18 protein-coding genes are annotated in these 26302 nt (G+C 41.4%); 10 read left to right on the top strand and 8 right to left on the bottom strand.

Annotated elements, in window-relative coordinates:
* Positions 1-2628: a porin family protein gene (locus DFQ12_RS03055; RefSeq protein WP_147420315.1), complete on the top strand. Its 2628-nt coding sequence runs from the start codon at positions 1-3 to the stop codon at positions 2626-2628.
* 150 nt (positions 2629-2778) lie between these two features.
* Here the strand turns inward: DFQ12_RS03055 and DFQ12_RS03050 are convergent, their stop codons facing one another.
* On the bottom strand, positions 2779-3762 hold the full coding sequence (locus DFQ12_RS03050) for a glycoside hydrolase family 18 (RefSeq protein WP_120257548.1): 984 nt from the start codon (positions 3760-3762) through the stop codon (positions 2779-2781).
* Between the two features lie 311 nt (positions 3763-4073).
* Here DFQ12_RS03050 and DFQ12_RS03045 point away from each other — a divergent pair, with 311 nt between their 5' ends.
* Positions 4074-4895, top strand: a complete 822-nt coding sequence (locus DFQ12_RS03045; RefSeq protein WP_120257547.1) for a M12 family metallopeptidase — start codon at positions 4074-4076, stop codon at positions 4893-4895.
* A 59-nt stretch (positions 4896-4954) separates the two neighbouring features.
* Positions 4955-5851 (top strand): hypothetical protein, encoded by an 897-nt coding sequence (locus DFQ12_RS03040; RefSeq protein WP_120257546.1) that lies wholly within the window; start codon positions 4955-4957, stop codon positions 5849-5851.
* A 160-nt stretch (positions 5852-6011) separates the two neighbouring features.
* Here the strand turns inward: DFQ12_RS03040 and DFQ12_RS03035 are convergent, their stop codons facing one another.
* On the bottom strand, positions 6012-7364 hold the full coding sequence (locus DFQ12_RS03035; protein ID WP_208642419.1) for a DUF3472 domain-containing protein: 1353 nt from the start codon (positions 7362-7364) through the stop codon (positions 6012-6014).
* A 241-nt stretch (positions 7365-7605) separates the two neighbouring features.
* Between DFQ12_RS03035 and DFQ12_RS03030 the strand changes: the two genes are divergently transcribed.
* The 3 genes from DFQ12_RS03030 (at position 7606) to DFQ12_RS28460 (ending at position 11431) form a co-directional block, all read left to right on the top strand.
* Positions 7606-8064, top strand: coding sequence for a GNAT family N-acetyltransferase (locus DFQ12_RS03030; RefSeq protein WP_120257544.1), 459 nt, complete (start codon positions 7606-7608; stop codon positions 8062-8064).
* A gap of 12 nt (positions 8065-8076) precedes the next feature.
* A complete protein-coding gene (locus DFQ12_RS03025) occupies positions 8077-8907 on the top strand; it encodes an arylamine N-acetyltransferase family protein (protein WP_120257543.1) in 831 nt (276 codons plus the stop codon).
* Between the two features lie 190 nt (positions 8908-9097).
* Positions 9098-11431 carry a TonB-dependent receptor gene (locus DFQ12_RS28460; protein WP_120257542.1) on the top strand — a complete coding sequence of 778 codons (2334 nt, stop codon included), beginning with the start codon at positions 9098-9100 and terminating at the stop codon, positions 11429-11431.
* On the opposite strand, the gene DFQ12_RS03015 is transcribed toward DFQ12_RS28460, so the two are convergent.
* Positions 11397-12566 (bottom strand): PepSY-associated TM helix domain-containing protein, encoded by a 1170-nt coding sequence (locus DFQ12_RS03015; protein WP_120257541.1) that lies wholly within the window; start codon positions 12564-12566, stop codon positions 11397-11399. The two genes, DFQ12_RS28460 and DFQ12_RS03015, sit on opposite strands and share 35 nt — an antisense overlap.
* A gap of 308 nt (positions 12567-12874) precedes the next feature.
* Here DFQ12_RS03015 and DFQ12_RS03010 point away from each other — a divergent pair, with 308 nt between their 5' ends.
* The 4 genes from DFQ12_RS03010 (at position 12875) to DFQ12_RS02995 (ending at position 16952) form a co-directional block, all read left to right on the top strand.
* Positions 12875-13609, top strand: coding sequence for a hypothetical protein (locus tag DFQ12_RS03010; RefSeq protein WP_120257540.1), 735 nt, complete (start codon positions 12875-12877; stop codon positions 13607-13609).
* Positions 13610-13639: 30 nt separating this feature from the next.
* A complete protein-coding gene (locus tag DFQ12_RS03005) occupies positions 13640-14215 on the top strand; it encodes a hypothetical protein (RefSeq protein ID WP_120257539.1) in 576 nt (191 codons plus the stop codon).
* Positions 14216-14542: 327 nt separating this feature from the next.
* Complete coding sequence (locus DFQ12_RS03000; RefSeq protein WP_167457184.1) at positions 14543-16351, top strand: tetratricopeptide repeat-containing sensor histidine kinase; 1809 nt, start codon at positions 14543-14545, stop codon at positions 16349-16351.
* Positions 16326-16952 (top strand): response regulator, encoded by a 627-nt coding sequence (locus DFQ12_RS02995; RefSeq protein ID WP_120257537.1) that lies wholly within the window; start codon positions 16326-16328, stop codon positions 16950-16952. The genes DFQ12_RS03000 and DFQ12_RS02995 overlap by 26 nt, the downstream gene beginning before the upstream one ends.
* A gap of 97 nt (positions 16953-17049) precedes the next feature.
* On the opposite strand, the gene DFQ12_RS02990 is transcribed toward DFQ12_RS02995, so the two are convergent.
* The 5 genes from DFQ12_RS02990 to DFQ12_RS02970 all read right to left on the bottom strand — a co-directional run bounded on the left by DFQ12_RS02990 (position 17050) and on the right by DFQ12_RS02970 (position 26279).
* Positions 17050-18714 (bottom strand): FISUMP domain-containing protein, encoded by a 1665-nt coding sequence (locus tag DFQ12_RS02990; protein ID WP_167457183.1) that lies wholly within the window; start codon positions 18712-18714, stop codon positions 17050-17052.
* Between the two features lie 25 nt (positions 18715-18739).
* Positions 18740-18937 (bottom strand): hypothetical protein, encoded by a 198-nt coding sequence (locus tag DFQ12_RS02985; protein WP_120257535.1) that lies wholly within the window; start codon positions 18935-18937, stop codon positions 18740-18742.
* A 618-nt stretch (positions 18938-19555) separates the two neighbouring features.
* Positions 19556-21457: a RagB/SusD family nutrient uptake outer membrane protein gene (locus DFQ12_RS02980; RefSeq protein ID WP_120257534.1), complete on the bottom strand. Its 1902-nt coding sequence runs from the start codon at positions 21455-21457 to the stop codon at positions 19556-19558.
* A gap of 28 nt (positions 21458-21485) precedes the next feature.
* Positions 21486-24977, bottom strand: coding sequence for a SusC/RagA family TonB-linked outer membrane protein (locus DFQ12_RS02975; protein ID WP_120257533.1), 3492 nt, complete (start codon positions 24975-24977; stop codon positions 21486-21488).
* A gap of 84 nt (positions 24978-25061) precedes the next feature.
* Positions 25062-26279, bottom strand: a complete 1218-nt coding sequence (locus tag DFQ12_RS02970) for a FecR family protein (RefSeq protein ID WP_120257532.1) — start codon at positions 26277-26279, stop codon at positions 25062-25064.
* Positions 26280-26302 lie beyond the last annotated feature (23 nt).

The following is a 26302-nucleotide window of genomic DNA, read 5'->3' as shown; positions in this document are numbered from 1 at the left end:
ATGAAAGAAATCTTTTGCAGCCTATGCTTGACTATGGTCTCCACACTTACTTTTTCCCAGGAGAAAATTGAGGGTACCATCAGTAGCAACAAACAGGCCATAGCCTATGCGACCATCGTTATCGGTTATGCCAACAGTAGCCTCCATACCGTCAGAAGCAATAGTGCGGGGCAGTATGCATTTAATCTGACAAAAGAAGAGATGTCTAAAGCCCAATGGATCGAGGTCAGCCATATTTCGTATGAGAAAATCCGTAAGGACTATAAAGACCAAAGCAAAAAAATGGACTTTGAACTGGTCAAAAAGTCTATTCAACTGGCAGATGTTACCGTCAAGAGCAAACCGCTGGCGGTACGTCGCGCCGGTGATACCACACGCTATGCGGTCAACAACTTTGTTTCTGCAGAAGACAGGAACATCGGCGATGTACTGCGCCGCATGCCCGGTATAGAGGTTGACGACAACGGCGTCATCAAGCACAATGGCAAAACCGTCAGCCGGATGTATGTCGATGGGGACAATATCTTTCAAAATGGCTATGGCGTTGGCACAAGAACAATACAACCCAAAGCGGTCAAAGACGTTGAGCTTGTCCAAAATCATGAACATAAAAAAGTCAAACAGGGGGTAAGCAACTCTGAAGATGTCGCCTTGAATCTTGTTCTTAACGAAGATGCGAAAATGATCTGGTCAGGCGAAGCTACTGTTGGTATTGCTGCACCAATTGATGGTTTTATCAATGGGAATACCATGAGCTTCAAAAAGAAGTATAAAACCCTGAATACACTGCAATATAATTCAATTGGTGAGCGCATTAACAACGATGTGGAATCCATCAACTCATTCAACCTGACCGAACCGATCGCAGCGGCAACGCCCTCAGTGCCGACAAACAAATACTACAACAATCGATCTGTCGCCTTTAATACCAATCAATTTTATAAGTGGTCCGAGGCATGGAGTTCTAGCGTGAATGGCAATCTGTGGGCCGATCGGGAGCGGCTCAGCAGCGATGGCACGCAAAAATATCTATTGGCTGATGGCAGTCAAGTCACTTACAATAATTATTATAATACGACAAAAAAACCATTTTATGGGCGTGGTAGCTTCACCTTGGAAGGTAATGATAATCGGTATTATTTAAAAAATACAATCGATTTTAAAGCCGAAAACCAAAACCACCACACCTGGCTACTGGATGATGGTGCACGCTATGACCAATGGGGGCGGGATCAGCTGAATTTTATATCCGAATCCATGGAGTATACGCCCAAATTAAAAAATAAGGATCTGATCACCTTTAATCTGGATCTGGATCGAAAATGGCATAAGGACCGCCTGGAGGTATTGCCTGGCGTGATGGCGAATTATTTAAATCAAAATCAGCCCTATGATGCTGTTCGACAAACGGTTTCTTTACCCCAGACCAATGGTAATATACAAGTGGCCTATACACGTAATAATACACGCTTAAAACGTACTTACTTTGCCCGTTTAAATTACCTCGATAAAGAACTCAACTCGGCATTAAACTTGGTCAAAGATGGGGCTGTATTTGATAACGAAAGGTTTCCCGACAACAATCTGCGCTGGAAACAGCAGCAAATGTCTGCTGGTGTAAAACTGGACTGGAAAAATAAAGACTTTATCCTTTCCGGCGCCTTTCCTTTGACCTGGAACGCATGGGATATTGCGGATCGTCAAGCGGGTTCAACCACAGTGACGAAGAAACTACTGTTTACACCGACTGTATCTATGCAAGCCTACCTACCTAATAGAGATTATTTCTTATTGTCCCTACGTTTCAATCAAGAAAATTCAGATCTAGATCAGCTCTATCCGAACCCAATTTTGAGTAATTTCAGGGAAATAAAAAGTTTCGCTGCACCACTGTATTTTACAGCAAGCCAAGCATATACATTGCGTTATGCTATCGAACGACCAATCAGCTTATTTTACCTGAATGTAACAGCGTCACATCTGCGGACACAAAATGATTATCTAGTCGGTCAGGATGTGACACAGCAGGGGATTATCAGTAAGTTGATGCCCTATGACAATCGGACGAGCAGTAATGCCCTGACACTGGGTATGTCGAAATCCTTATTGAAAGAGGGAATTTATTTGGGTGTCAATGCAAGCGCCAATCAAAATAAATACAATCAATTTTTGAATGGTCAATTTGCTGCAGCCACTGGAACGACAATAACAGTCAGCCCAAGGCTAGAATATAAGGGCATCTCCCATACAACATTATCCTATCAGTATACCTATAGCAATTTTCGAAATCGACTAAAAAGTGAGGCGGAGCGGAGTTCCAACCGATATACATCAAATACCCATAGTTTGGGAGTGCTGTATATCGTTGGCACTTACCTTTTTGTGAAAGGAACCTGGAGTTATGGTAGTTATCAAAGCAGTGGACTTGATCCAATCGCCAATGGCTTTCTAGACGCATCCGTCCGCTATAAACCACTTAAAAGTAAACATAGTCTGGAACTCAATATCAATAATATCGGCAACAAAAAAATATATACCAGTTACAGTTTGACTGCGAACCTGGAAAACCGCCAAACCATTCCGTTACGTGGATTCCAGTCGGTATTAAAATATAGTTTCCTCTTCTAAATACGGACAGGGTAGCGTTTCACTTTACATTGGTTAAATGCACAGTAATACAAAAAAGGCTGACTTGCAAAAATGTAAGTCAGCCTTTTGCTATTAAACTAAGCGAAATAGCCAAAAGCGGAAATTGCCAGATTAGCTATAGGCTATTTTTTAGGGATTAACCAATGAGATTAATTGTCGCGTAACCGAGTAGTTGGTTGGGACAATCTGATTTTGCCCATAAGGGACGCCATCGCGATCTATTGCATAACTAAATACGCCCGCTTTTTTCCCCTGTGTAGGATTCCAGTTGGTATAGCTATATGCTCTGCTGCTTGCCAATGGCGAGGTAACATCACCCCAATTTGCACCATTCTCCTCATAAAAAGAAAAACCGATCAAATATTGATTGGGAAGGATTTTACCGGCATAGGAATTAAAAGTACTCTGCAAACCATTTACCGAACGACCATAAGATTGCACCAATACGTAATCGAGTAAGCCATGAACGGCTGTAAATAACGGTGTATTGCCCTCCTGATTGGTATCATAGATCAACAACTTGCCTGTACCAGATTTTGGCCCCAAAGATTTCGAAAGGGCTGTAAAAACACCTGTGGCTCGTTGTAAATCTTCGGTATTGAGGGAGCGTTCGACGTCAAAATCGATACCATCCAAGTCATACTTTGTGATTTTATCATTTATGATTTTGGTTGCAAGTGCCTCGTAACCTGCGGCAGTGTTCGGAAAATTCTTATCCAATGCTGCACCAATATCCGCAGTCATCACCACTTTGGTACCACGCGCTCTTAAATGTGGCACATAGGAGGTCTTTAATGAATCCCAGAAAGCATTGGTCTCAGGTGTATAGTCTGGAAAGACAAAGGCGATATCCAAACTGTCTGGAAGTTCCTTCATGGATGTCTTGTTGGTCGCAGGATCTGTTGCTTTGTCCCGCCAAGTACGAAAGTAACCCGCCATAATCTGGTGATCGCTCTTTTTGTAGTTACGGAGATTTTCCAAATAGTTTGCTGCTGTATCAGCAGGATAAAGAAGCGTATTGTCCTTCGTACAGGAGGAGACAGAAGCCGTTAGAAGAAGTGCCGCCAGTCCACAACTAAAAAAATAAGTTGCGTTTTTCTTAAATCTAATCATAATTTAAATGTTATCTATGATTAGAAAACGTTTAAGAAAACAAATTGTTGTAGAATACATTAAATATTTTTACAATGTTATTAATATTACCTTAGAACAAGCATTGTTAGCCGATTGGTGAGGGACTGTAAGGAAACAATACACAGTAACTAAACTTAATTTATTTTTTATCAAAAATACTATTGTTTCAATAAAATATATTTTTTAGATTTGATTTAATGTAACAGCAGTGTTACATTTTTGGTTGTTAGTTTTTCATGTGGCCACGTTGTAAGCTGACTTAAATTATGATTGATTAAAAAATTAAACGTATGGAATTAAGAAAAAAAATCCTATTTGGATTGATCATTTCCGCTTCGGCTACGCTCGTAGCTTGCAACAAAAACGCAGACAGTACAGAAGCCCCACAAGATTCTGAAGAACTGAAACCTGTTTCAAAAGCTGACATACCAGCCGGCTTTAAAGATGCACATGTCTGTAAAGACGTCTATTTGCCTGGTGGTACAGATCCTAGAGGCGCGGTGATCAGCGCAAAAAAATGGACCAATGGTAGTGTTATCACCGTACGCCTGTATGGTGGATCGACCAAAGTGCGCCAAAAAGTAATGCAATACGCCAATGAATGGTCCAAGTACGCCAATATTACCTTTCGTTTTGTCACCAGTGGTAACGCACAGTTAAGAGTTACCTTCACGGATGGTGCTGGGTCTTACTCGTATATTGGTACTGACGCATTGCGTATCGCTTCGAATGAGGAAACCATGAATTTTGGCTGGTTTGATGACAATACACCAGATTCCGAATTTAGCCGGACGGTAATCCATGAATTTGGTCATGCACTCGGTATGATCCACGAACATCAGCATCCTCTGGCGGCTATCCCATGGGATAAAGACAAGGTTTATACCTATTACGCTGGCTATCCAAATTATTGGAGTAAAAGTGATGTTGATAATAATCTGTTTGCAAAATATGCAACGACACAGACCCAGTACAGCAGCTATGACAAGAATTCTATTATGCACTATTCTATCAGCAGCGCGTTGACAACCAATGGTTTTAGTGTTGGCAACAATACGGTATTATCCGCAACAGATAAGTCCTTTATTGCACAGGTCTATCCTAAAAATTAATTATTAAGCTGATCTTTTCATACACCCCAGTAGATCGGGGTGTATGATCTTTTTTGTGTATGAAAAAATATCTTGCCCTCTTTTGTTCCAGCTTGTTTGCATTTGCAGTCTTTGCGCAAGAAAAAAAGCCTAAATTCGCGATAACTCCTGTTATTGGCTGGAATCAGGAAAAATTGGACTGGAATATTGCGGGTGATGAAAATGGACAAAATCCCAATATATTATCCGAACTTAAATGGCGGAAACTCAGGGGACCTGAAATAGGACTTTCCTCAACGGTAGCGCTATCTTCGGTTTTACATGCCGACGTTGCCTTTAGTCACTTTTGGATCAGCCAAGGTACCGTCAATGATGCCGATTATGCAAGCGATAATAGAGCTGTAAAAACAGCTGATTATGATTTTAAGGCCAATCGAGGTCATTCAAGCAATATCCGGGCGGAAATTTTTTACACGATCCGGGCAACTGAAAAGTTCGCATTTGCAGCACATACCGGCTATTTTGGTCGCTATCAAACCTTGTATATGCTGGATGGCGTGACGCCGCTTGTCGAAGGCAAAGAATTGAAAAGCACCTATAAACCCCGATGGCATGGTCTTATTTTGGGATTAAAGACTGATTATCATACTGATCACTGGAGTCTGCTGCTTGATGTTAGCGGCCTATATTTTCCCCGTTATTCCGCAAATGCCAATTGGAACCTGCAGGAGGATTTTAACCATCCCATTAGCTTTACCCATAAAGCAAAAGGTCTGGGCTGGGAAGCAAACTTCCGGTTGGAGCGCCAGGTTGCCAAAACAATTTTCCCTTTTGTACAGATCGGTTATACAGGCCTGAAGACTGGAACAGGTACGGACCAACTGTTTAAGATCGATGGTACCAGCACGATAAGCCAGTTAAATGCTGTTCAATCTTCGAGTTTTAAGTTGGGATTGGGTGTTAGCATTAAGCTTTAATAAAACCATAAGCGGGCAGCCTATCTTACGATAGACCACTCGCTTATATTTATTCATTCAGAAGACATGGTCCTATTCTTCCTTATTTTGTGCTTTCATTAAAAGTGCGAAGGCATTTTTTAAGACTAGTGCGGTATGCTTAATCAGAGAATCACTCTGATTATGGCAATGTTGTAAGATCTATCGCAGGTGCAGCATTTCCATTGGTTACCGTAAACAAGGTACCGGGGCTGACTACGGTATTGAAAAATCCACCATTTTTAAGGAAGAAACTATTTCCATTGCTGCCGCCCATGGCATCGATGCGCTGGTTGCTGGAATAGGTTCCATCCACTGTAAATTTGGCCTGAACCACCGGCATCCAGGTGCCCGAAGCTGTCCGTACCCATTGATTTTTATAATCTGCTGAGCGTCCAAGGTAACCGTTATCGGCGTTAAAGTTTTCAAGGAAGCTGTGGAAGTTGGTCAGATAAGTGGATATCTTGGGTCTTTTCCAGCTCGCCACCAGTACCCAGCTGTTGACCGAAGGATCATTAAACCAGGCGGTAAAATCAGTGGCACCATTTCCATCAGGCTCACCTTTAAGTAAGAATTTATAGCTCTTGCCACTTGTCCAACTGTATTTCATGTAACTCTGTCCACCGGAACCCTCGCCGCCAAACTCGCCCGTCGTGGTGTTAGCTCCTTTGCGGTTGAGTGTAATACGATCTTCAACGGGTATTTCTGCTGGATTGTCCGTGCTGTAAGGACTCCATACTGAAAATAGGATACGGCGTTCCGTAGCCGAATTGACCTGCATGCCAAAATAGCCCTGGCCAAATCCATTGGCCATAAAATAAGAACCAATTTTATCTTCACCGGTAGGGACGTTGATTTCGCTATAATAATAGGAGACCTGCTGACTGGTCGGTACGGTGTAGCCTAAGTGACAGGAAGGTCCACGTCTTGACCAATAGTAGGTATTGTCGATATTATTATCGCTGTAGATTGCGGTACCTGTTGTCGCTGATCCGCTCAAAATAAGATGGGAAACATCGGCAAAGTAACCACCGGTTTTGGAAACACCCTGCAGGTCCATTTTGACATAACCGCCAGCATTGATTGTATAGTTACCCACGGTATAATCCTTTACAGTGCCACCCTTGAGACTCAGTTGCTTGCTGACACCGTTGATGGTCAGCTTGACCACGCTGCTGTCACCATTGGGCAATACTTTGGCTCGGATTTTCACGCTTAATGTTCCTCCCTGCGGCAATTTGGCATAGGTGCTCACAATGCTATTGGCATTGGTCCAGTTGGCTAAGCCATTGCTATTGACAACTTCAGCTGCGCCGGAGGGTGCTGCAGTAACAAAGGCATTGCCACCTAGCGGAACTTCATAGCCGTTGGGACCTGGGGTCGCCGCCCGCAAGGACAGTTTTTCCTCAGCCTCTGATTTAACAATAGTCTTCTGACAGGAAACAAAACAGATCAGTGCCGCACCGAGCAGTGCCGCGAATTTAATTTTTCTCATAATTTATCTTTAATTGTTTACTATTAATTTATCAAAAAACTTACATGTTACGAAAAGGAATTAAACGCAATCGATTGTGTTATTTACTTCTGTAACAAGCCCTACACTTTTGTAGCAATTTACAACAACCTGACATTTAATCCGATCCTCGAGCCGCCGATTTTAGTATATTGCATTAGCCGTTTATTGCCCCAAATTTGAACAGGTATAATTACAATTAGCACAAACACAGCTCTTAGAAATGGAACTAAAAATCAGACAAGCACAGGAGAATGAAATCGATGTATTACTTGAATTTGAACAGGGAATTGTTGCAGCCGAGCGCTCCTATGACGAAACCTTAAAAGAAGGAGAATTTCATTATTATGATCTGCTGGAATTAATAAAATCAGCGGAAGCAGAGGTTCTGGTGGCTGCTATCGGCAATCAGATCGTCGGATCGGGTTATGCCAAAATAGTCGATGCCAAGCCTTATCAAAAGTATGCGAAATATGTCCATTTGGGATTTATGTATGTCAGGCCTGAATATCGCGGTCAGGGTATCAATAAATTAATTCTGGAGGCATTGACAAACTGGGCAAAGGAACAAAAGATCTCCGAGGTCAGACTGCAGGTTTACGATCAGAATGAAAGTGCAAAAAAAGCATACAGCAAAGCAGGGTTTAAGCCCAATTTATTGGAAATGAGAATAGAGATTTAATTTTTAAAAATAATGGAAGACTCAACATTAAAAGGCTATCTGGAGCGAATAGCAATATCGGAAGGCGTTTCTGGAGATCTAGAAACGTTAAAAAAGCTTACGCAGGCGCATCCGAAGCATATTACTTTTGAAAACATAGATTCATTTACAGGCATTGTCCCAGCAATCGATACAGCGGATATTTTCCAGAAGATGGTCACTGAAAAACGGGGTGGCTATTGTTACGAGCAGAATTCTTTATTCAAAGAAGTATTGCAAACGCTGGGATTTAATATGAAAATGCATCTGGCGCGAGTGTTGTGGAGCAGCAAAGATGGCTCAGAAACCGCACGTACACATATGCTGCTGACGACCGATATAGAAGGCAAGAAATATCTAGTCGATGTGGGCTTTGGCTCAATGACACTGACAGCACCGATCGTATTTAATTCGGAGCAGGAAACTCCAAACGGTCGATTTCGTCTGATCAGCCTGGACGATAATTTCTACCGGTTGGATGTGTTCAAAAATGAATGGCTACCCATTTATAAGTTTACTTTAGAGGAAGTGCAGGTATCGGATCTGGATATGGCCAATTGGTATGTAGCGACCGGTCCCAGTTCAATGTTTAATAAGTTTCTAATGATCACCCGTGTTGATGAGCATGCACGATACGCGCTTTTCAACAAGGAATTTAATATCCGCGATAGTAATGGTGGCAAGGAAAGCAGCGAAATCACCAACGAGGAGGAGCTACAGTCGGTTTTGATAAATTACTTTAAGTTAGATCTACCAGCTGCCATATTAACAACTACATATGCAAAACTTAACAAAGTCCAAAGTAGCTTTCAGGTTACACAATAAGGGATTTGCACAAAGGTTAAGCACGCAGCACGGACAATAGGGCTTGTCTGTGCTGCGTACACAATAATTGATAGCTTGGCAATATTTTTCTTGTACCTGTATTTAGATTTATTCAAAATAATGATATCTTTGGGCCGTTATTATTTCGAATTTAATTGGCCCCATAATCATCTACAGACCGCTACAAGAAATGAAAGTTAATCCATCTAAGCTCACAATCGCATTATTATCTTGTTCTTTTTCCTTATCCCCATTCGTCTCCACAGGGTCAGTATTTAGCAGCAAAACGCCTTTACATAATTCGGTTTCCAAAACACAACAAAAGGGCTCGATTTTAGGTCGGGTAGTCGATGCGCAAGGTATGCCTTTGGCAAATGTGCATGTTCAGCTACATGGTGCAAAGAGTACCAAGTCTGATAAAGATGGTTACTTCAGATTAACCGATATTGATTATGGTAAATACCGATTGACATTAAGTTCCGTCGGTTTTGGCAAGCTATCGCAAGATATTGAATTGCGCGAAGAACAATATGATTTAGAGACTTTTACGTTGACTGCTGAGCAACAGAGTTTGGATGAGGTTGTGGTTACAGCAAGTCGATTAGCGGAACATATTGATGAAGTGCCATCATCGATCACCTATATCGGTGGTAAGGCGCTCGATCAGCAGCGACAGATCAACGATAACCTACCATCTATCTTGATGCAGAAAGTGCCCAGCATTTCACCCAGTGAAGAAAGCCAAAATAATTTTATAGCTAAAATTCGTGGGCGCAATTTTTTGGTATTGATTGACGGTATTCCACAATCTACTCCTTTACGTAATGGTGGGCGTGACTTGCGGACGATCGATGCCAGTGCAATCGATCACATCGAGGTTATTAATGGTGCTACAGCGATGTATGGTAATGGGGCTGCAGGAGGTGTGATAAACTACATTACCAAAAAGCCGCAGAAAGGTAAAAAACTGAGTTCGTCAACCTATCTCAATAATTCACTGAATCTGGTAAAACCGAGCGAAACTTATGGATACAATATTGCGCAGGTATTTTCAGGGCAGTTAGACAAATGGGATTATGTTATTCAAGGTAAAGCTGGGCGCACCGGTGTGGTTCGCAGCTCCGATGGGGCAGTTGCCAGTCCGTTTTATGGACTGGGTGAGACAGATTCTTATAATGTCCTCGCCAAAATTGGCTATCAACTAGCCCCTGATCATCATGTCGAATTTATGGGTAATTATTATCGTAGCTTACAGGATAGTAAATATGTCGGTACCAAAGGCGATTTTGACAAGTCACCAGCCATTGGCATCCCTTCGGATACCGTCATTAACGGTGGTACGCCCTATAACAAAGCATTTCATTTAAAGTATGATGGTCAATATGGAAAGACAGCCGCAAATTTGAGCTTGTACTATGAGGATATGAATACGGTCTTTGAAACTTACAATCAAAATTATTCTGACCACAAAGGAGCAAGGCTAAACTTTAATACACCTTTTCAGCTGGGTGCATCGACCAATATGTCCCTGATCTACGGTGCTGATTTTCTGAAGGATCATACTGTACAGAAAACTATGAAAGATGATCTGGTTACACCAGATATGAATATGAACAATGTGGCGTTCTACCTGCAGAGTAAATTGAACATTGGTACTGACTGGATTCTAAAAGGCGGTGTACGTTATGAAAATATCCGGTTTAAGGTAGGCGATCTGACCAAAAATGGCAAGCTAACTGCTGGTGAAAATAATAATTCAGATGCCTTTGTCTTTAATATCGCCACGCGGTACAATAAGTATAGTTACGCGCAACCTTTTGCTTCCTTTTCACAAGGATATTCCATCGGCGATGTCGGGCTTATTCTGCGGAATGGTGTGCCATTGAGCCAAATTGATCCTAAACCTGTTGTGGTCAATAATTTCGAACTGGGTGTAAATGGCAAGATGGATATATGGGACTACCAAGTGACGGGGTACTATAGTACGTCTAAGAAAGGGACCACTTTTGCGGAGACTTCGACACCGGGCAATTACGAACTGAGCCAAGTACCACAACGCATTTATGGTGTGGAGTTTGTCGGAAACATAAAGCCCATTCGATGGTTGTCTTTAGGAACTGTGCTTGGTTATATGGATGGACGTCAGGATCTGAAGAATGAAGGCAAGTACAAAGATAAATTAGACAACTCCATTATTTCTCCGTTCAAGATTAATCTAAATGCCGATTTCAAGTTAACGGATCAATGGAATGTGTATTTGCAATACCTCCATTTGGGTGGGCGGGACGTATTTCCTGCAGCAGAATATAATTATGGAAAATACCCGATTTCCGGTTATAATCTTGTTGATTTCCAAACGAGATACAAATATCAGAAATTTACCTTTTTATTCTCCATCAACAATTTATTCAATGCTGATTACTATCCCATCCATGCCGAAGTACGCGGTGCAACCAATGAAGGTCGTTATTATATCAAAGGGACCGGGACTATGGCAAATTTAGGGGTACAGCTTGATCTCTAGGTCTACGCTTTTTTCTGGCCGTTGTCTTTTTATTTCTCTTGTTGAGCCATATCCAAAGACCGGTTATGGGGAGGGTGGCAGCCAAGCTAACGGCCAGAAACAGGACAATTTTTGAAGGGAGACCAAATACCGAGCCAACGTGGATGGGTTTGACCATCTTTCGCATTTGTTCGGCCAAAGGCAACTTGTTCATGGGGTTGTTTTTAATCAACTTTCCAGATCTGCTGTCGAAATAAGTCTGATTGATCTGCAACAGCCCGCCTGCAAATGATTCTTTTGTCAATGAAAACGCTAGATTTTCCTGATTCGGAAATGTCATCAGTATATTTCCCGGATCAGGATAAAGGTTGTTAATCTGCTGATACATTGTTTCAAGTGGCGAAAAGCCAACAGGAATGTCCGTTGTTGGATTTTTCACCTTTTCTTTTGTTATCTTGATATCTGCACCAAATAATCTAAAAAACTGCTTATTGTACCAGTCAAAGCTCCAGGTTAAACCGGTTAGGGTAAAAATAAGAAGAAATAATGCCGCATAGAATCCCCCCACAGCGTGAAAATCCCACACCTTTCTTTTGGTAGAAGCGGACATGTTGATTTTAAGACGTTGCTTGAGCAGGAGTTTATTTTTGGGCCACCATAGATAAATACCACTTATTGCGAGAAATAGGGTCGCAAAGGCCGAAATCCCTGTAATGGTCGCTCCAATTTTGTCAATCAAAAGAAAGCGATGGATGTCCAATACTTTTTGAAAAAAACGCTCCGCCTGTGCGCCTTTAGACAAGACCTCACCTGTATAAGGGTTGATATAGGCATACCAATATTTTTCTTTTTTTGAACCATATTGAACCCGATAACTCCTTGAGGGATCAGCGAAGATTTCCATACGAAAAAGCCTTTTATTCGGAAAAATATTTTTTGCCTTTGATACAATCGCATCGATGGGTAAGCGATTTTCTAGAACAACAACCCGCTGTTCTTTAGGCCATAGCAAAGGCGTCAGTTCTTTCTCAAAACTCAGGAGCATACCTGTAACACAAACGGTCAAAAAAATAAGACCAAAAAGTAATCCGATATAAAGATGTAATTGTTGAAATACTTTTTTTAGACTATTTTTTTTGGTCGTCTTATTTGCCATTGCTTTCGATAAAGTATGATGATGGGACAAAAGTACAGTATTATTAGTAATAATTCTAAACAAGAGAGATGAATTCCTATAAATACAGGATTAACACAAGCTATATCATTTATCTATCGTCCAACAACCGAATGCTGAAATCGGCATTGTAGATTTAGGGATCGAGAAAATGGTAGTAAAAACCATGATATAAGTGTTAGCGTTTCTTTCCAATTGTCCAACGAATCGTAATTTTCTATTCACGGATTTTAAATAGGAGGTCATGAATATTGTCGAATCCCTTATTTTTATTTCGAAAATTTATATAGATGAAAATAATTTGGACATGCATTCAATGGTTGGTGGTTGCCGCCTTTATCGTTGTGTTTGTTTTTGTAATCAACAGTTACCGTTATCTGCTCTATGCCTTGATATGTTCTTCTCTGCTCTATTTTCCATTGACAAAAATAATTGTCAGCAAATTAAGCAATCTAGATGGTAGCGAGAAGGTTCGATATGATGTCAACGGGAAACGTGTAACAATGCAAATGAGCAAGCTCACCGCATCCGCTATTTTGTTAATCGTTGTTTATAGTATAGTGATTAGTATCTTTTCCGTAAGTCCGTATTTGGAGCGGAAAGAATTTGTGCTGACGCATCCCAACTGGGTCGCAGTAACGCCTTCCATCCTAAACCTTACAGCTGACATTCAAGGTGGAAAGACTAAATACGCATATGTCGATTTGGAATATCAGTTTACGACCAATGGACGTTCGTATTCACAAAAAATAGATAAAGCAGAAAAATTGTATTCATTTTTCCCCATTATGGGGCAGCGGCGTTTTGAGGAAATGCGGATTGAATTGTTAAACAGAGCTACTCAAAAAAAGGTAGCTAAAGAATACCTATTGTTTTATAACCCGAATGATCCTGAACAGCAAAAGTTTTTTCTGGCTAACGATAGCTTCTATCCACAGAGATCCTGGCTGTACAATATACTGTTTGTATTTTTTACAATACTTTCTGTTATTGTGGTCATGGCCTTGTTGTTTAGAAAAAATTAGCATTAGCAAGAAAAATCAAATCATCTAGCTATGAAAAAATACTTTATATTGCTCGCGGTTGTTTCGTTTATTCGGTGTAGTGGACAAAATAGGTCCGACACAAACGAGTTTGTAAACAGCTCGGATCTGAAAGGGGAAGTGTGGCATGTCGGTAAAAGTCGTGTATTCAATAAACGTGGTGGGATTATCTTTTCCAATGACGTCTATTTACATTTTCTGGACAAAGACAGTATTCAAATGACATACTCCCGGTATTCGCCAAGCATTGGTCTTAGTACCATGAGGACAGATGGAATTTACCGAGTCGATAGGAAAAACGAAGTTTCTATTGTTTTCTTTGAACCAAAGGACACATTTGGACGTAGTCGAGTTTCAATAGGTGGAACAGATGTGCAGTTTTCGCTATATGCAATGAGTTCTGTCAGAAGTCCTGATGAGCCAGCATTCGACAGAACAACATTACCGCAAATTAAAACCTATCATTTTAAAATTAGCAACTATTTAACAAACGGCGATTTTATAGCGGAACTTACCTTATTAGACGACAAGCAAGTGGCCTATAATTTCGGAACTTACACGTTTGACCATAATAAAACGGCAAAGTAGGGGTTAAGCCCATTTTATTGAAAATGAGCATAGCGATTTAAACAACGGAGTTTAGGTATCCTATGGAAATCAAGCTTTTGTGAGATAATTAATAAAAAAAAGGTTAGGATAAGTGCTCCATTTTTGTTATATTAACAGTAACAATTTAGTGCATTGCCACCTATGTACCATCTACCACTTATTCAAACAATACTGTTTTGTTTTTTGGAGAGCTTAGTCTGTCCGACGTGGGGGTATGGGCAAATTTCTGAGGATCATTTTTTAAGTAAAAAAGACACACTAGAACAATCTCCAGCTCACTATAGTCAAGTAGAGCTCTATTTTCAAATGGCTAATAAATCTGCTAAAGAAGATCCGGATAAGGCCTGGCAATATTTAAGGAGAGGAAAGGAGTATGCTGGGTCTGATGCCTACCTCAATGCAAAGGCGGCTTTCTATGAAGCACAGATTTTAACACATACGGATCCATCCAAGGCAGAAAAAACGTACTTACAAGCCGATAAATTACTTTCTCCTTTTCATTCCAAAGAAGCGCTATCTATGCGTGCCAGAGCGCTGAATCATTACATAGACTTTAGAAGGCGCAAGGGCGATTACAAAACTGTGCTAGCCGTGCTAACAAAAAAAATCATTCCTTTGGCAAAAGCAGCACAGGATAGGCCTTATTTGGCGCAAAGCTATGCCTCCGTTGGGCATTTACTGATGGAACATGAACAATATAAAAAAGCGGAACAATATTTTGAAGAAGCGCTTGAGCAATTAAAAGACCGTCCAAGGAACGGCCCGCTACAATTGTCCATTAAGTTAGGTATATGCCAAAATCTATTGCGCTCCAAACAGGCGGCCAAAGCTAAATTACTGTTGGAAGAACTTCGGAGCTTTATTCCCCCGAACACTATGCTAAGCGTGCGATTTGGATTAAATGAAGGTATGCTTTATAATAAGCTTTCACAGCCTGAGTTGGCACTCCAAACATTTACAAGAGCTAAGGCGCTGGCGGAAAAATTAAAGCAGCCCGAACTTGTCAAGATAGTTACTTACTACCAGGTCAGGACGTTAAATCTACTGAAAAAACACCAGGCGGCACAGGCGCTCACATCAAAAACTTTTGCTGCCCCCCCCTTAATTCCCCATAATAAACTGGTGTTGTATCAAAACAATGCTGACAACTATTTCCTACAAAAAAAATACGATTCGGCCTATTACTATCTTCAGAAATTGGAATACCTCAAAGACAGTCTGTATCATACTAAAGTCGAAAATGAAATAAGTGCACTGGAGATTAAATTTAAAAGCGAGGAAAATAAGAATAAAATTGTTGCACTAGAAAGTTCGAATCTAAAATCCTTGTTGGATGTGAGCCAGAGTAGATTTTACATGGGTATGCTTGGGATGTCGACGATTTTGTTGGCGGCATTGGTATTATTACTTTATACGTACCTACAAAAGAATAAGAAAGAACAGGCGCAACGGGAACGAGTGAGTGTAGCAACAGCGCTGTTGCAGGGACAGGAGGAAGAACGCAAACGTGTGGCAAGAGATCTTCATGATGATCTTGGTGGTACCCTAACAGCGATAAAAATGGGTGTTTTAGGTTTAGTTAATGAAAGGAATTTGGCTATCGGGGAGGACCCTGTGAATAAGATTTTAGGACAACTGAATCATTCTGCAAATAAAGTCAGACAGATTGCCAATAATATGATGCCCGAAATGCTACTGAAACTTGGTTTGGAAGCCGCATTAAACGATCTCTGTACCTATTACAGCTCAGACAACCTACATATTGATCTCAATTATATGGAAATCGCTGAATCAATCAGTGAACAAGATAAATTGACAATCTATCGGATTATCCAGGAGTTACTGACCAATACCGTAAAACATGCCCAGGCACGACATGTATTAATTCAATGCTCCAGAATGGAACACACATTTTTCTTAGTTTTTGAAGATGATGGCATTGGCCTGAATCCGGCTAAAAACCACAAATCCAAAGGGCTGGGACTGGAAAATATTAAGGCCAGGGTCGCCTATATGAATGGGTCGATCGAGATTGTCTCCGGAGGGACCTATAAGGGTACCATATTTAATATTGAATTAAACTTATCAGATGAAATATCGAATCGCAATAGTTGACGACCATCCGTTGATTTCGGAGGGCGTCCAAAATCTGATTACCCAGAACAGTGATTTACAGCTTGTAGGCAGCTTTGTTGATGCAACGCATTTTTTGTTAGATATGCGGTCAACTGAAATCGATCTAGTCCTTTTGGATATTTCCCTTCCTGACATGGACGGAATTGATCTCTGTTTACAGATTAAACGGTCCAAACCGCAGATAATCGTAGTAGGTTTGAGCAATCATGCGGAGAAAAGTGCTGTGATGAAAATGCTGCAAAATGGTGCAAGCGGTTATATCCTCAAAAATACTCCTCCAGATGAATTAATAGACTGTATCTATAGAGCACTTCAAGGTCAGCTTGTTTTCAGCAGCAGTATCCAGCAGATCATGGCCAAGCCCGAATTGAGTCTATTGTCCACAAATATGCAGTTAACAACACGGGAGAAAGAAGTTCTCAAGCTACTTGCCCAGGGATTAACGGGCATTCAGATTGCTGAAAAGCTCTTCTTAAGTAAATTTACGGTTGAGAATCATCGGAAAAATATGCTTCGAAAAATGAATGTCAATAATGTGGCATCGTTGATTGTCGAAGGGACAAAAATGGGATTACTATAAAATCCTTTTAAAAGAGAAGAGCGGCCCAATCCATTAATTTGGGCCGCTCAACGGGATTAAAGATATATTACATGAAATTGAACTTTCTGATAAACTATTATTCGGCTATACAACGGACATTGAATCCCCACTCTTTATTCCGATTATCTGTTGTTTCAACGATGTGAGCCGTAGGATTTGATGTTCTGGATCTTAGATAGGTGACACCACCACTTCCATTGCTGCTCCAAATAATTGCCATATTTCCGCTATTCAAAAGGACGTCGGGGTCAAATGGAGGATTTGTTAAGCCTTTATAATTCCAATACCCTTGTGCCGGAATTGTTAATTTGACACTTTTATTTCGTTTACTCGTCAATATAAGTGCTGAGGCATAACGGCTAGTGGACCAAGGCCCCGATTGACTAGATACAGTATTGCTGATTAAAGTTCTTAACTCAGCCTCTGTGGGAACACGATATCCGGTCGGACAGGGATCATTGGTTGTTTTAACAGGTGCCGCTTCGCTGCCGGAGTTCCAAGCGCTGGCTGCCGCCATAGAGGTATTCCAGTTGGAATTCGTCGCGGTCCCGGTTCCTGTGGCTACGTGGTTTTTACGGCCAAATTGATAGTAATTTCCGGCAATGGATGATGCCAGTACATCCGGATCTCCGCTCGCACCTAGATTGTGTCGTAGCCATATTTGACCATTTATCCGTCCTGCTGAATACCCCGCGTGTACCAAATAGATATCTTTAGGGATAAGGCTGAATTTAACATCGTATTTGACACCTGGCTCAAAAACCAGATCGGTAAAAGGCACTAGATTTGTTGCCGAAAGCGGTCCAACAGTAATAGCTCCAACAGTAAGTGTGCCAGCGGTAGAATTCGCATTGATGATCGTCGGGGTACCAGTGACCATCAATGCGTCAATGGCTGTCGGGAAAGCAACATTAACGGATCCGGCAGTTCCTGTTCCACTTGCGGATCCATCCGATAGATTGATGGTCGCACTGCTATTATGGGGCGCGTACATCGCCGATACTGCTGTTATATTATACCCGGTCTGTGAAGCATCCACAATCGTCGTCACCTGACACAATTGATGTTTTAAAACAATACCTACATAGTTATCTGTATTTCCAGACACCTGCATATTCATTTTGAAGTACATAAAATCATCACTTCCGTTAATTGCAAGGTGGGAGCCAACTAATGTTTTATTATTGGGATCGGCAAATGTTATTGCGGGAATTGCGCTTGCACTATTAATGGAATAAGCAACAAAGGTGTAGGTATTGCCACCATCCAGATTTAAAGCTTGCGCATTGCTTTCCTGTCCGCTGACATAATCACGTTCAGTCACATAATTGCCACTCTGATCATAAACCGCAAGTTTGTATTTGACATTCGGTGAAAGATCCTTTGTTTCCGCGACCGCTTTGGCGCCATTGGTTGTCGCTGCATTTGCTTTCAGAATGAGTTCAGTTGCTGGATCCACAGCAGAAACTTCTGTCACTAAATCAAAATCCTTATTGAAAGGAATCTGACTTGTTCGATTACTGCTGATCGCCGCTGTATTTTTTGAATTAGAAGCTTTCAGTCCGATGCCTGCCGCTGTATTAAATTCAGTGCCGACGATATTAACTTTTATTGGCGCAGTTCCCTTTGAAATAGCCGTGTTTGTATCCTTAGCACAGTTGGAGAATATAAATAGTATAAGTGGAAGTAAGGCATAGAGCTGTATACCGCTGCGAAATCTGTTTTTGTTTGTGTTTTTCATCGTGTATCTTGTCATTAAATATAAATTACCAATCCAAACCGCCATCCCGGTTTGTACCCGTTCCCCATTCTTCCTTAACGGCATCGTTGCTCCCTCCAGGATTGACTGCTGCTGAACCGCTGGCGATTCCTTGTTCAAGCTCAATGACCTGCAAGGCGATGCTCGGCGGAATATAAGTTTTCTTTACATTTCCATCTTCTGTGATTTCTAGTTTCTTTTTCATCTTTTCTAACTATTGGTTGATTTAAATATGCTTTTCGTGGTATCGTTGTCATTGTATTTATAGATTGACTCAACAAAACTACTGCAGAGCGAATAAAAAAAAATGACCTATATTGGTCATTTTGTCTAGCTGTTTTCAGTCATTTTGTAAATCACAGAATGTAAGACCAGATCTAAGTCTTTGGATAACTGAAGCGCACATGAAAGGAATATGAGGTTATTTATCCATGGAATATTTGTATGGACCAACGGGATAAGATGAACGGTTGACTAATTAAGCCGTTTATTGAAGCTATTTGAAAAAAGCGTTTCCCGACGGGGAAACGCTACCAAAACTAATGAAATGATCAAGATAAACCTAGCAGCCAAGCTAAATATCTAACGGTATAAAGATCTATAATTAGATCGCTATAATATTATTCAAATTATTCCATCGCTAATTAAATTTATAACAACATAGAGCACCATCTGCTGAGGCAACAAACAATGCTCGGATTGATGGTGATTATTTGCTTCAATGACAATGGATGTAGGATAAGTGAACATTACGATGATAAGGAAGAAAAAACGGGGCATTTGGTTTGACAAATGCCCCGTGTAATGAAAGCTAGCTTGTTACTTATTCAATGTAGCCAGGATTTTGAACTAGCAATGGATTCTTTCGGATCTCATCCCGTGAAAGTGGCAAGAAATAAAGTTGATTTTTCCAAGCACGATCTTCTCTTGTATTAAATTCTTGCGGTGTATAGGTATAGTCGTATATAGTTTCATCATATCTATAGGTGCCTGAGAGCGATTTTCCGGGCTTGAATGTCCCATTGACTTGGATGATCGTCACTTTACGGCCCAGCGTTTCAGCAGCAATCAACCAGCGGCGTGCGTCAAAAAAACGTTGCTGCTCATAAGCCATTTCTATGCGGCGTTCATGCCGATATATTTCCCGCAATGTATTTTGATCCGTTGCAGTAATAGCAGGCATACCGGCTCGGAATCGAATTTTATTTAACCAATCTTTGGCTGGCCCGGTTTCACCCAGTTCAATACATGCTTCAATGTAGTTAAACACCGCTTCGGTATATCTAAAATAGGGCCAAGGAACAAATTGTCTTCCTTGAGCATCGACAATATCAGGATCAGGATCAATAAACTTCTGAATATAATAACCTGTCCAAGTTCCATTATGCGGTTCAATCGAACTTTGCTTGGTATCGAGTCCAGAAACCTTAGTCAATTTTCCATCTATTATCAAATCGTAAGAACCGGTTTGGATCTGATTGGCCGGATCAAATCCATAACCCGATTTGTCTCTGGGTTTCCAATCTGCACCATCATAGAGAATGGAAGCATAGAAACGCGGATCCCTGTTTTTATAGGGAGCAGATTTCTGTGGGGGATTGTTCCAGCTAAATTTGCTACCGTCCGCCATCTCATAGTCATCCACTAACCACCCAATTGGCTGGTTACCACCCCAGTTTCGGTAGCCGTTTGGTCCATTATGCAAACCTTGCGAGGAGCTACTTTCAATGATGTAATAACGCGCAAAAAGAAGATCAGTCGCAGCGGCAGCATCTATACCAGGAGCTTTACTTCCGCCACCCATGGCAATGCTTTTATAATTTGCCCGACCTTCGGCAGCAGATACTGGAGCCGAAAGATTAAGTTTATATCCAGTTCCAGCATCTAATACAGCTTTAGCTGCGGCCTGCGCCAGTTTATACCGTTCTTGCTGGGAACCACTCATATAACATAATAAAGGTAGTTTATCTTTTAAATCACTCAGGTCTGTAACTTTTGCTGTCAATTTCGCATTGTCATGTAGATCGCTTGCTGCGTAAAGGAGCATTCGGGATTTAAGTGCTAAAATGGCGAGGGCTGTGACACGCCCTTTATCCAATTTTTTACGTCCAAGTAGTCTGGAAGCTTCATCACAATCTTTGACAATCAGGTTGACACATTCTTCATAACTGTTCCGTTTGATTTCATAAATGCTTGGATCCTCCGAATAGTCGTAACTGCTTGTTATGATCGGGACGCCACCATAATAGCGTAGTAATTGATGATAGCAATAAGCGCGAATAAAGTAAGCCTGTGCCAGGAGTTTATCTTTGGAATATTGATTGGAGATTCCATTTTTGCTTGCATCGGAAAGGCGTTCAATGGCAATATTGCTGAATCGAATGTAGACGTACATCCGTTCCCACCATCTTGATGTACCGTCCCAACCCAGTGTTGCCCCCGTGATAGTCCCCATATTCAATAAACGGAAGGCATCGGAGTGGTTCCAAATCGCTTCGTCGGTAGCAGAGGCCTGCATCTGCTCTGTAAAACCAGAATTACTGGTTTCAAATGCATTGTAAATATCACTTACAAATTTTTCAGCCAGCACAGAGTCCTGCCATACTTTTTCATCCTGAAAGCGATCGCGGGGAGTAACATTCAGAAAGTCTTTTTTACAGGATGTTGAAAGACAGATCACCAATATCAGGATAGAAAAGAATTTATTTTTAATAATCGTTTTCATAATTATGCTTTTAATGTTGTACTAAAGTTTATAAACCGACTTTGACACCAAAACTGATGATTTTGGATTGTGGATAATATGCACCGGCACTATTATCTGATTCGGGATCCCATATCTTTATTTTATCCCATGTGATAAGGTTAATACCATTTGTATAAAGCCGAACAGAATGGAGACCGATCCGTTTGCACCAATCGTCTGATAAATTGTAACCTAGTTCAACATTTTTGAGTCGCAGATAGTTGGTACTCCTAATCCAATAGGTATTATCGTTCATATAATATTGATCCGAGCGGTTTGTCAATCGGGGATCCTTGTCGCTAGGATTGTCAATACTCCATCGGTTTTCATAGGACCATTCGAGGTAATTTCCGATAGCGCCAGACTCAAGCGAGGCGATTCTCCGAAGTCCTCCCGTTGCGCCTTGCAGCAGCACACTTATGTCAAATCCTTTATACTGAGCAGCAAAGTTAAAGCCGCCAGTAAATGTGGGACTACCATTTTGATTAAGACGGACCCTATCATCGCTTGTGATTTTTCCATCGCCGTTATAGTCGACAAACTTCATGTCACCCGGTCTAAGCTTATTTTGCCCAAGTCCACTGTAATCTATTGTATTTGCATCAATGGCTGCCTGATCTCTAAATACGCCGTCATACAAATAAACGAGCCATGAATCCGTCACCTTTCCAATCTGCCGCTGATGTTGCGGCGTATTGGCGACATCACTAGAATACTGGACATTATTGCGCGCATAACCACCATTGACACCGACGTTATAACTAACTTCTCCAATTTTATCGGTATAAGTCAATTTAAACTCGTAGCCTTTATTGATGAGATTACCAAGGTTGGCAATAGGGAGATTGCCTGCAATACCTGAGCTTTCGGGAATTTGCCCTGGATTTTTTGTTAAAACACTTGTCCTTTTATTATAGAAATAGTCAAGTTCTAGATTTAATCGGTTATTTAGGAACAATGCTTCTAATCCGACATTGCTATTGTTGGCAACTTCCCATGTAAAGTAACGGTTTGGAATATCACTTTCGTAGAGTGTTTGAAACACCCTATCATTGAAAACACCAGACCCAGTATTCATGAGGGACAGATATTTATACTCTTGCAAACTTCCGCCATAATAAGCCTCAGCACCCATTTGACCCCAAGAGGCCCGAAGTTTTAAGTTATTGACAAAGGAAACATTATTTTTAAAAAAATTCTCCTCTGAGATACGCCAGCCGGCAGAAACCCCAGGGAAGAACCCGAATCGCCCATCTTCAGGGAAAACATAAGATCCATCTACACGCCAATTGAATTCGATAAGATACTTTTCGTTGTAGTTGTAATTGAACCGCCCATAATAACTCAGGCGAGCTCTATCATAAACATTCTCGTTTCCCATAGTTTGACGCTCGCGGTCACCAAAATTTAACTGTTCAACTTGTGCTGACGGGAAATCCATTCGATTGGCAAAAAAGCCATTATTTGTTACTTTTTCACGTGTTAACCCTGCAATAGTGGAGATATTGTGTCCCCCTTTTAGGCTTGTATCATAGGATAGGAGAGCCGAAAGGTTAACCGCCAGTTGATCTTCCTGAGCCTCTCTAAGCTGAGCTTTACGCTCTATTCCGGCAGGTACACGTGCTGTAAGTTTGGGTGTTACACCATCGGCCTCGAAAGTTATTTTATCCCAGTCATAAAGTGTCCACGGTGTTTCCCATCTTTTGCTACGCCCCCAATACTTATCAATTGAGGCAGTTCCCGTTAATTTCAACCCTTTAACTCCAGGGATCTTAACATCAATGGACCCCGTGTTTTGCAAATAGTCTCTGGTATTGCGGTCGTAACCCGTATCACCTGTGGTAATAACGACAGGATTGGCTCCTTGTTCCAGGTCTGGCCCCGGGAGACCATTGGGCCATGTAGCGATATTTGTGGGAAGCCCACGGACCAGAAACCGAAAGATCGTTCCGGCACTGCGTGTGGGGTAATTGCGAGACTCCTCCCGACCAGTGATAGCCAGCCTTGCTGTAATGTAATCATTTAACTTAAATTCAAAATTTGTCCGCAGATCATACTGTTTATAATAAGTTGCCGAATTTTTGTAAATAGCATCTTGATCCAAATAACCCAGTGAAACGAGGTATTTTGTATTTTCTGTACCGCCAGTGATCTGTAGATTATGACGTTGTTGTGGTGCCCAATCTCTCATTGTAGCGGAGAACCAGTCGGTATTTGGATAACGTAATGGATCGGATCCATCCATATACTTTTGGCGATCTGCGGGAGTATAGGTTGATTCAACAGTCTTCGATGGGCCGTTATAGATACCTGTTCCGGTATTGAGTGCTTTCCATATCGCTGACCATTGGGATGGATCTTCGGGATATACTTTGGTTACTTCATTAATAATATCGGTGTACTGTGCGGAATTTGCCATCTTGGGTGTCCGTGTAGGACGTTGAAGACCATAGGTAAAATCGTAGGTGAACCGTGGTTTACCCATCTTGCCTTGTTTGGTTGTAATCAAGATAACTCCGTTACCCGCGCGCGAGCCATAAATTGCTGCAGAAGCATCTTTCAGTACAGAGACACTTTCCACATCATTTGGATTGATTCGGTCGATACCACCTGCTCTTGAAGGCACACCATCAATAACAATTAATGGACTGCTATTGCCACCAGACAAGGAGTTTATACCACGAATACGAAGCGTAGAACCATCACCGCCCGGCTCACCACTATTTTGCATCGCTGTCACACCAGGCAGACGGCCAGCAAAGGAATTGGAAAGATTGACAGAGGAAGACTTGGCCAGTTCTTCGCCTTTTACGGAGGCTATAGCACCGGACACAACAGCTTTTTTCTGGGTACCATAACCCACTACCACCATTTCTTCGAGTACCTGCGTTTGCTGTTTTAATACGATATTCTTTAGTTGCGCCAGATTGGCGACCGGAACTTCCAGTATTTCATAACCAACGGCACGGATCAAAAGGATCTCTCCTTCAGATACTTCTAAACTGAATCCACCGTCAGGTCCTGTTGAAGTACCTTTAGCTGTGCCTTTAACTGTTATGCTGGCGCCCGCAATAGGATCTCCCTTCGCATCTTTTACAATACCTGATATAGGCTTCAATTTGTTAACTCTATTGATAGCGACCGTATTGCCTTTTATGGTGTACTGGAATGGTATCTGACTAAAAAGGTCCTCTAGTACCGCTTGGTTGGTCTTGTTAACCAGATTGGGATCCATCACCCAGATATCCTTGATATCTGCAGATCTATAAAAAAATACCAACCCGGTTTTGCCTTCTACTTTTTTGAGTGCTGTCGCTAGCAGAATACGCTGATTGTAGTGGGTTGCCGATTGTGAAAACGCGAGTGTATCAATCGACTGCAAGCTCATTCCAGCCAGTACAACACCACATTTGAATGTTAGCATTAATGATGCTTTCCGTTTCCAAAAATGCGTATCCGCATATTTGAAAGGGCACTTAATTGGGGTAAAGTGTCTCATACTTAAAAATTGGTTTTAAATTTAGTTTTATAATTCTCATACTGTTCCCTTTGAGGGGGAACAGTATCTTTTATGTTTTTAGGCTTAATAAGCCGTTTTTATAACGACTTTGCGGTTTGTAGCGGTTGTATCTAAACTGAATTTAATATCGGCTCCACCGATGATTTCCATAACCTGAGTGAAACTGAGTTTTTTACCTATTTTACCTGAAAATGTGGCCGTTGATTTTGGTCCCTGATATTCTACCTTAATATCATACCATCGCGCCAGTTCCAGCATAACAGATTCGATGTTATCATCTGAAAAGCTGAAATAATTATTTTTCCAGTCAACATCAGCCTTGTTTATCGTCCTATTTTTTAATTGTATAGAACCATCTGCATAACTAATAGCCCGATCACCGGGTTGTAAAATCAATTCAGCCTGTTGATTGAAAATACGAACCTTACCTTCCAGTAAGGTTGTCACAAAACCATTGTCTTCGGGATAGGAGGAAACGTTAAAATGCGTTCCCAAGACTTCAATCTTGCTGTCAGTGTTGTTGATATTGACTAAAAAGGGGAGCTGTGGGTTTTTCCTGACTTCAAAATAAGCTTCACCAGTCAGGAAAACTTCGCGTAAAGCACCATTAAATGCAATTGGAAAGCGCAATTTGCTACCTGCATTTAACCAGATCTGTGTACCGTCGCTCAGGGTGAGGTGATAGCGTCTTCCATTTGGAGTTTCAATGGTGTGATAAATATTTTGCGCTTGGGCCTGAGGTTGACTCAGAGAATAAACGGCCTGCGCACTATCATACTTCAAGGAGACTCCAGCACTCACAGCTAAAGAATTTTTATTGTCACTGCTGTTGTCAAGTTGGATTATTCTTCCGTTAGGCAAACTGAGCATGCCGCCATCACGTCCTGGCTCAAAGTCTGCCGCAATGGTTCGTTGAGATGGCGTTTTTTTAGATTCGGGTTGATACCAGTAAATCCCACAAACGAGAACAATACAGGCTACAGCCGCCACAATACCAAGTCTGAGCTGGAAAACATTGGATTTCTGTTCTGTAGGACCACCCATTATTGCTTCGGTTTTAGGAACTTTATCAATGGCTAGGATACGCTCAATTTGCGTGGTCTCCAATGGAGCAAATGTCTCCTGATCGGTGTTATATTTCTCCATCAATCGAATAAAAGCCTGTTCGACCGTCTCTTGATCATCCTGTAACAGAAGATGATGCAGTTCAGACCACTCTGCTTCTGTCAATTGTTGCAGGTAATAACATTCCAATAGATAGTCTATCCGGTTTAGGTGCATGATATTGGTTTAATAAAATTTAA

It is taken from the genome of Sphingobacterium detergens (genome assembly GCF_003610355.1).
GTDB lineage: Bacteria > Bacteroidota > Bacteroidia > Sphingobacteriales > Sphingobacteriaceae > Sphingobacterium > Sphingobacterium detergens.
This window is presented reverse-complemented; position numbering and strand designations above follow the sequence as displayed.

Bases quoted from the DNA above. Each gene is read 5' to 3' on its own strand.
- DFQ12_RS03055 (WP_147420315.1), top strand. From the start codon at position 1: ATGAAAGAAATCTTTTGCAGCCTATGCTTGACTATGGTCTCCACACTT.
- DFQ12_RS03050 (WP_120257548.1), bottom strand. From the start codon at position 3,762: ATGATTAGATTTAAGAAAAACGCAACTTATTTTTTTAGTTGTGGACTG.
- DFQ12_RS03045 (WP_120257547.1), top strand. From the start codon at position 4,074: ATGGAATTAAGAAAAAAAATCCTATTTGGATTGATCATTTCCGCTTCG.
- DFQ12_RS03040 (WP_120257546.1), top strand. From the start codon at position 4,955: ATGAAAAAATATCTTGCCCTCTTTTGTTCCAGCTTGTTTGCATTTGCA.
- DFQ12_RS03035 (WP_208642419.1), bottom strand. From the start codon at position 7,364: ATGAGAAAAATTAAATTCGCGGCACTGCTCGGTGCGGCACTGATCTGT.
- DFQ12_RS03030 (WP_120257544.1), top strand. From the start codon at position 7,606: ATGGAACTAAAAATCAGACAAGCACAGGAGAATGAAATCGATGTATTA.
- DFQ12_RS03025 (WP_120257543.1), top strand. From the start codon at position 8,077: ATGGAAGACTCAACATTAAAAGGCTATCTGGAGCGAATAGCAATATCG.
- DFQ12_RS28460 (WP_120257542.1), top strand. From the start codon at position 9,098: ATGAAAGTTAATCCATCTAAGCTCACAATCGCATTATTATCTTGTTCT.
- DFQ12_RS03015 (WP_120257541.1), bottom strand. From the start codon at position 12,566: ATGGCAAATAAGACGACCAAAAAAAATAGTCTAAAAAAAGTATTTCAA.
- DFQ12_RS03010 (WP_120257540.1), top strand. From the start codon at position 12,875: ATGAAAATAATTTGGACATGCATTCAATGGTTGGTGGTTGCCGCCTTT.
- DFQ12_RS03005 (WP_120257539.1), top strand. From the start codon at position 13,640: ATGAAAAAATACTTTATATTGCTCGCGGTTGTTTCGTTTATTCGGTGT.
- DFQ12_RS03000 (WP_167457184.1), top strand. From the start codon at position 14,543: ATGGCTAATAAATCTGCTAAAGAAGATCCGGATAAGGCCTGGCAATAT.
- DFQ12_RS02995 (WP_120257537.1), top strand. From the start codon at position 16,326: ATGAAATATCGAATCGCAATAGTTGACGACCATCCGTTGATTTCGGAG.
- DFQ12_RS02990 (WP_167457183.1), bottom strand. From the start codon at position 18,714: ATGAAAAACACAAACAAAAACAGATTTCGCAGCGGTATACAGCTCTAT.
- DFQ12_RS02985 (WP_120257535.1), bottom strand. From the start codon at position 18,937: ATGAAAAAGAAACTAGAAATCACAGAAGATGGAAATGTAAAGAAAACT.
- DFQ12_RS02980 (WP_120257534.1), bottom strand. From the start codon at position 21,457: ATGAAAACGATTATTAAAAATAAATTCTTTTCTATCCTGATATTGGTG.
- DFQ12_RS02975 (WP_120257533.1), bottom strand. From the start codon at position 24,977: ATGAGACACTTTACCCCAATTAAGTGCCCTTTCAAATATGCGGATACG.
- DFQ12_RS02970 (WP_120257532.1), bottom strand. From the start codon at position 26,279: ATGCACCTAAACCGGATAGACTATCTATTGGAATGTTATTACCTGCAA.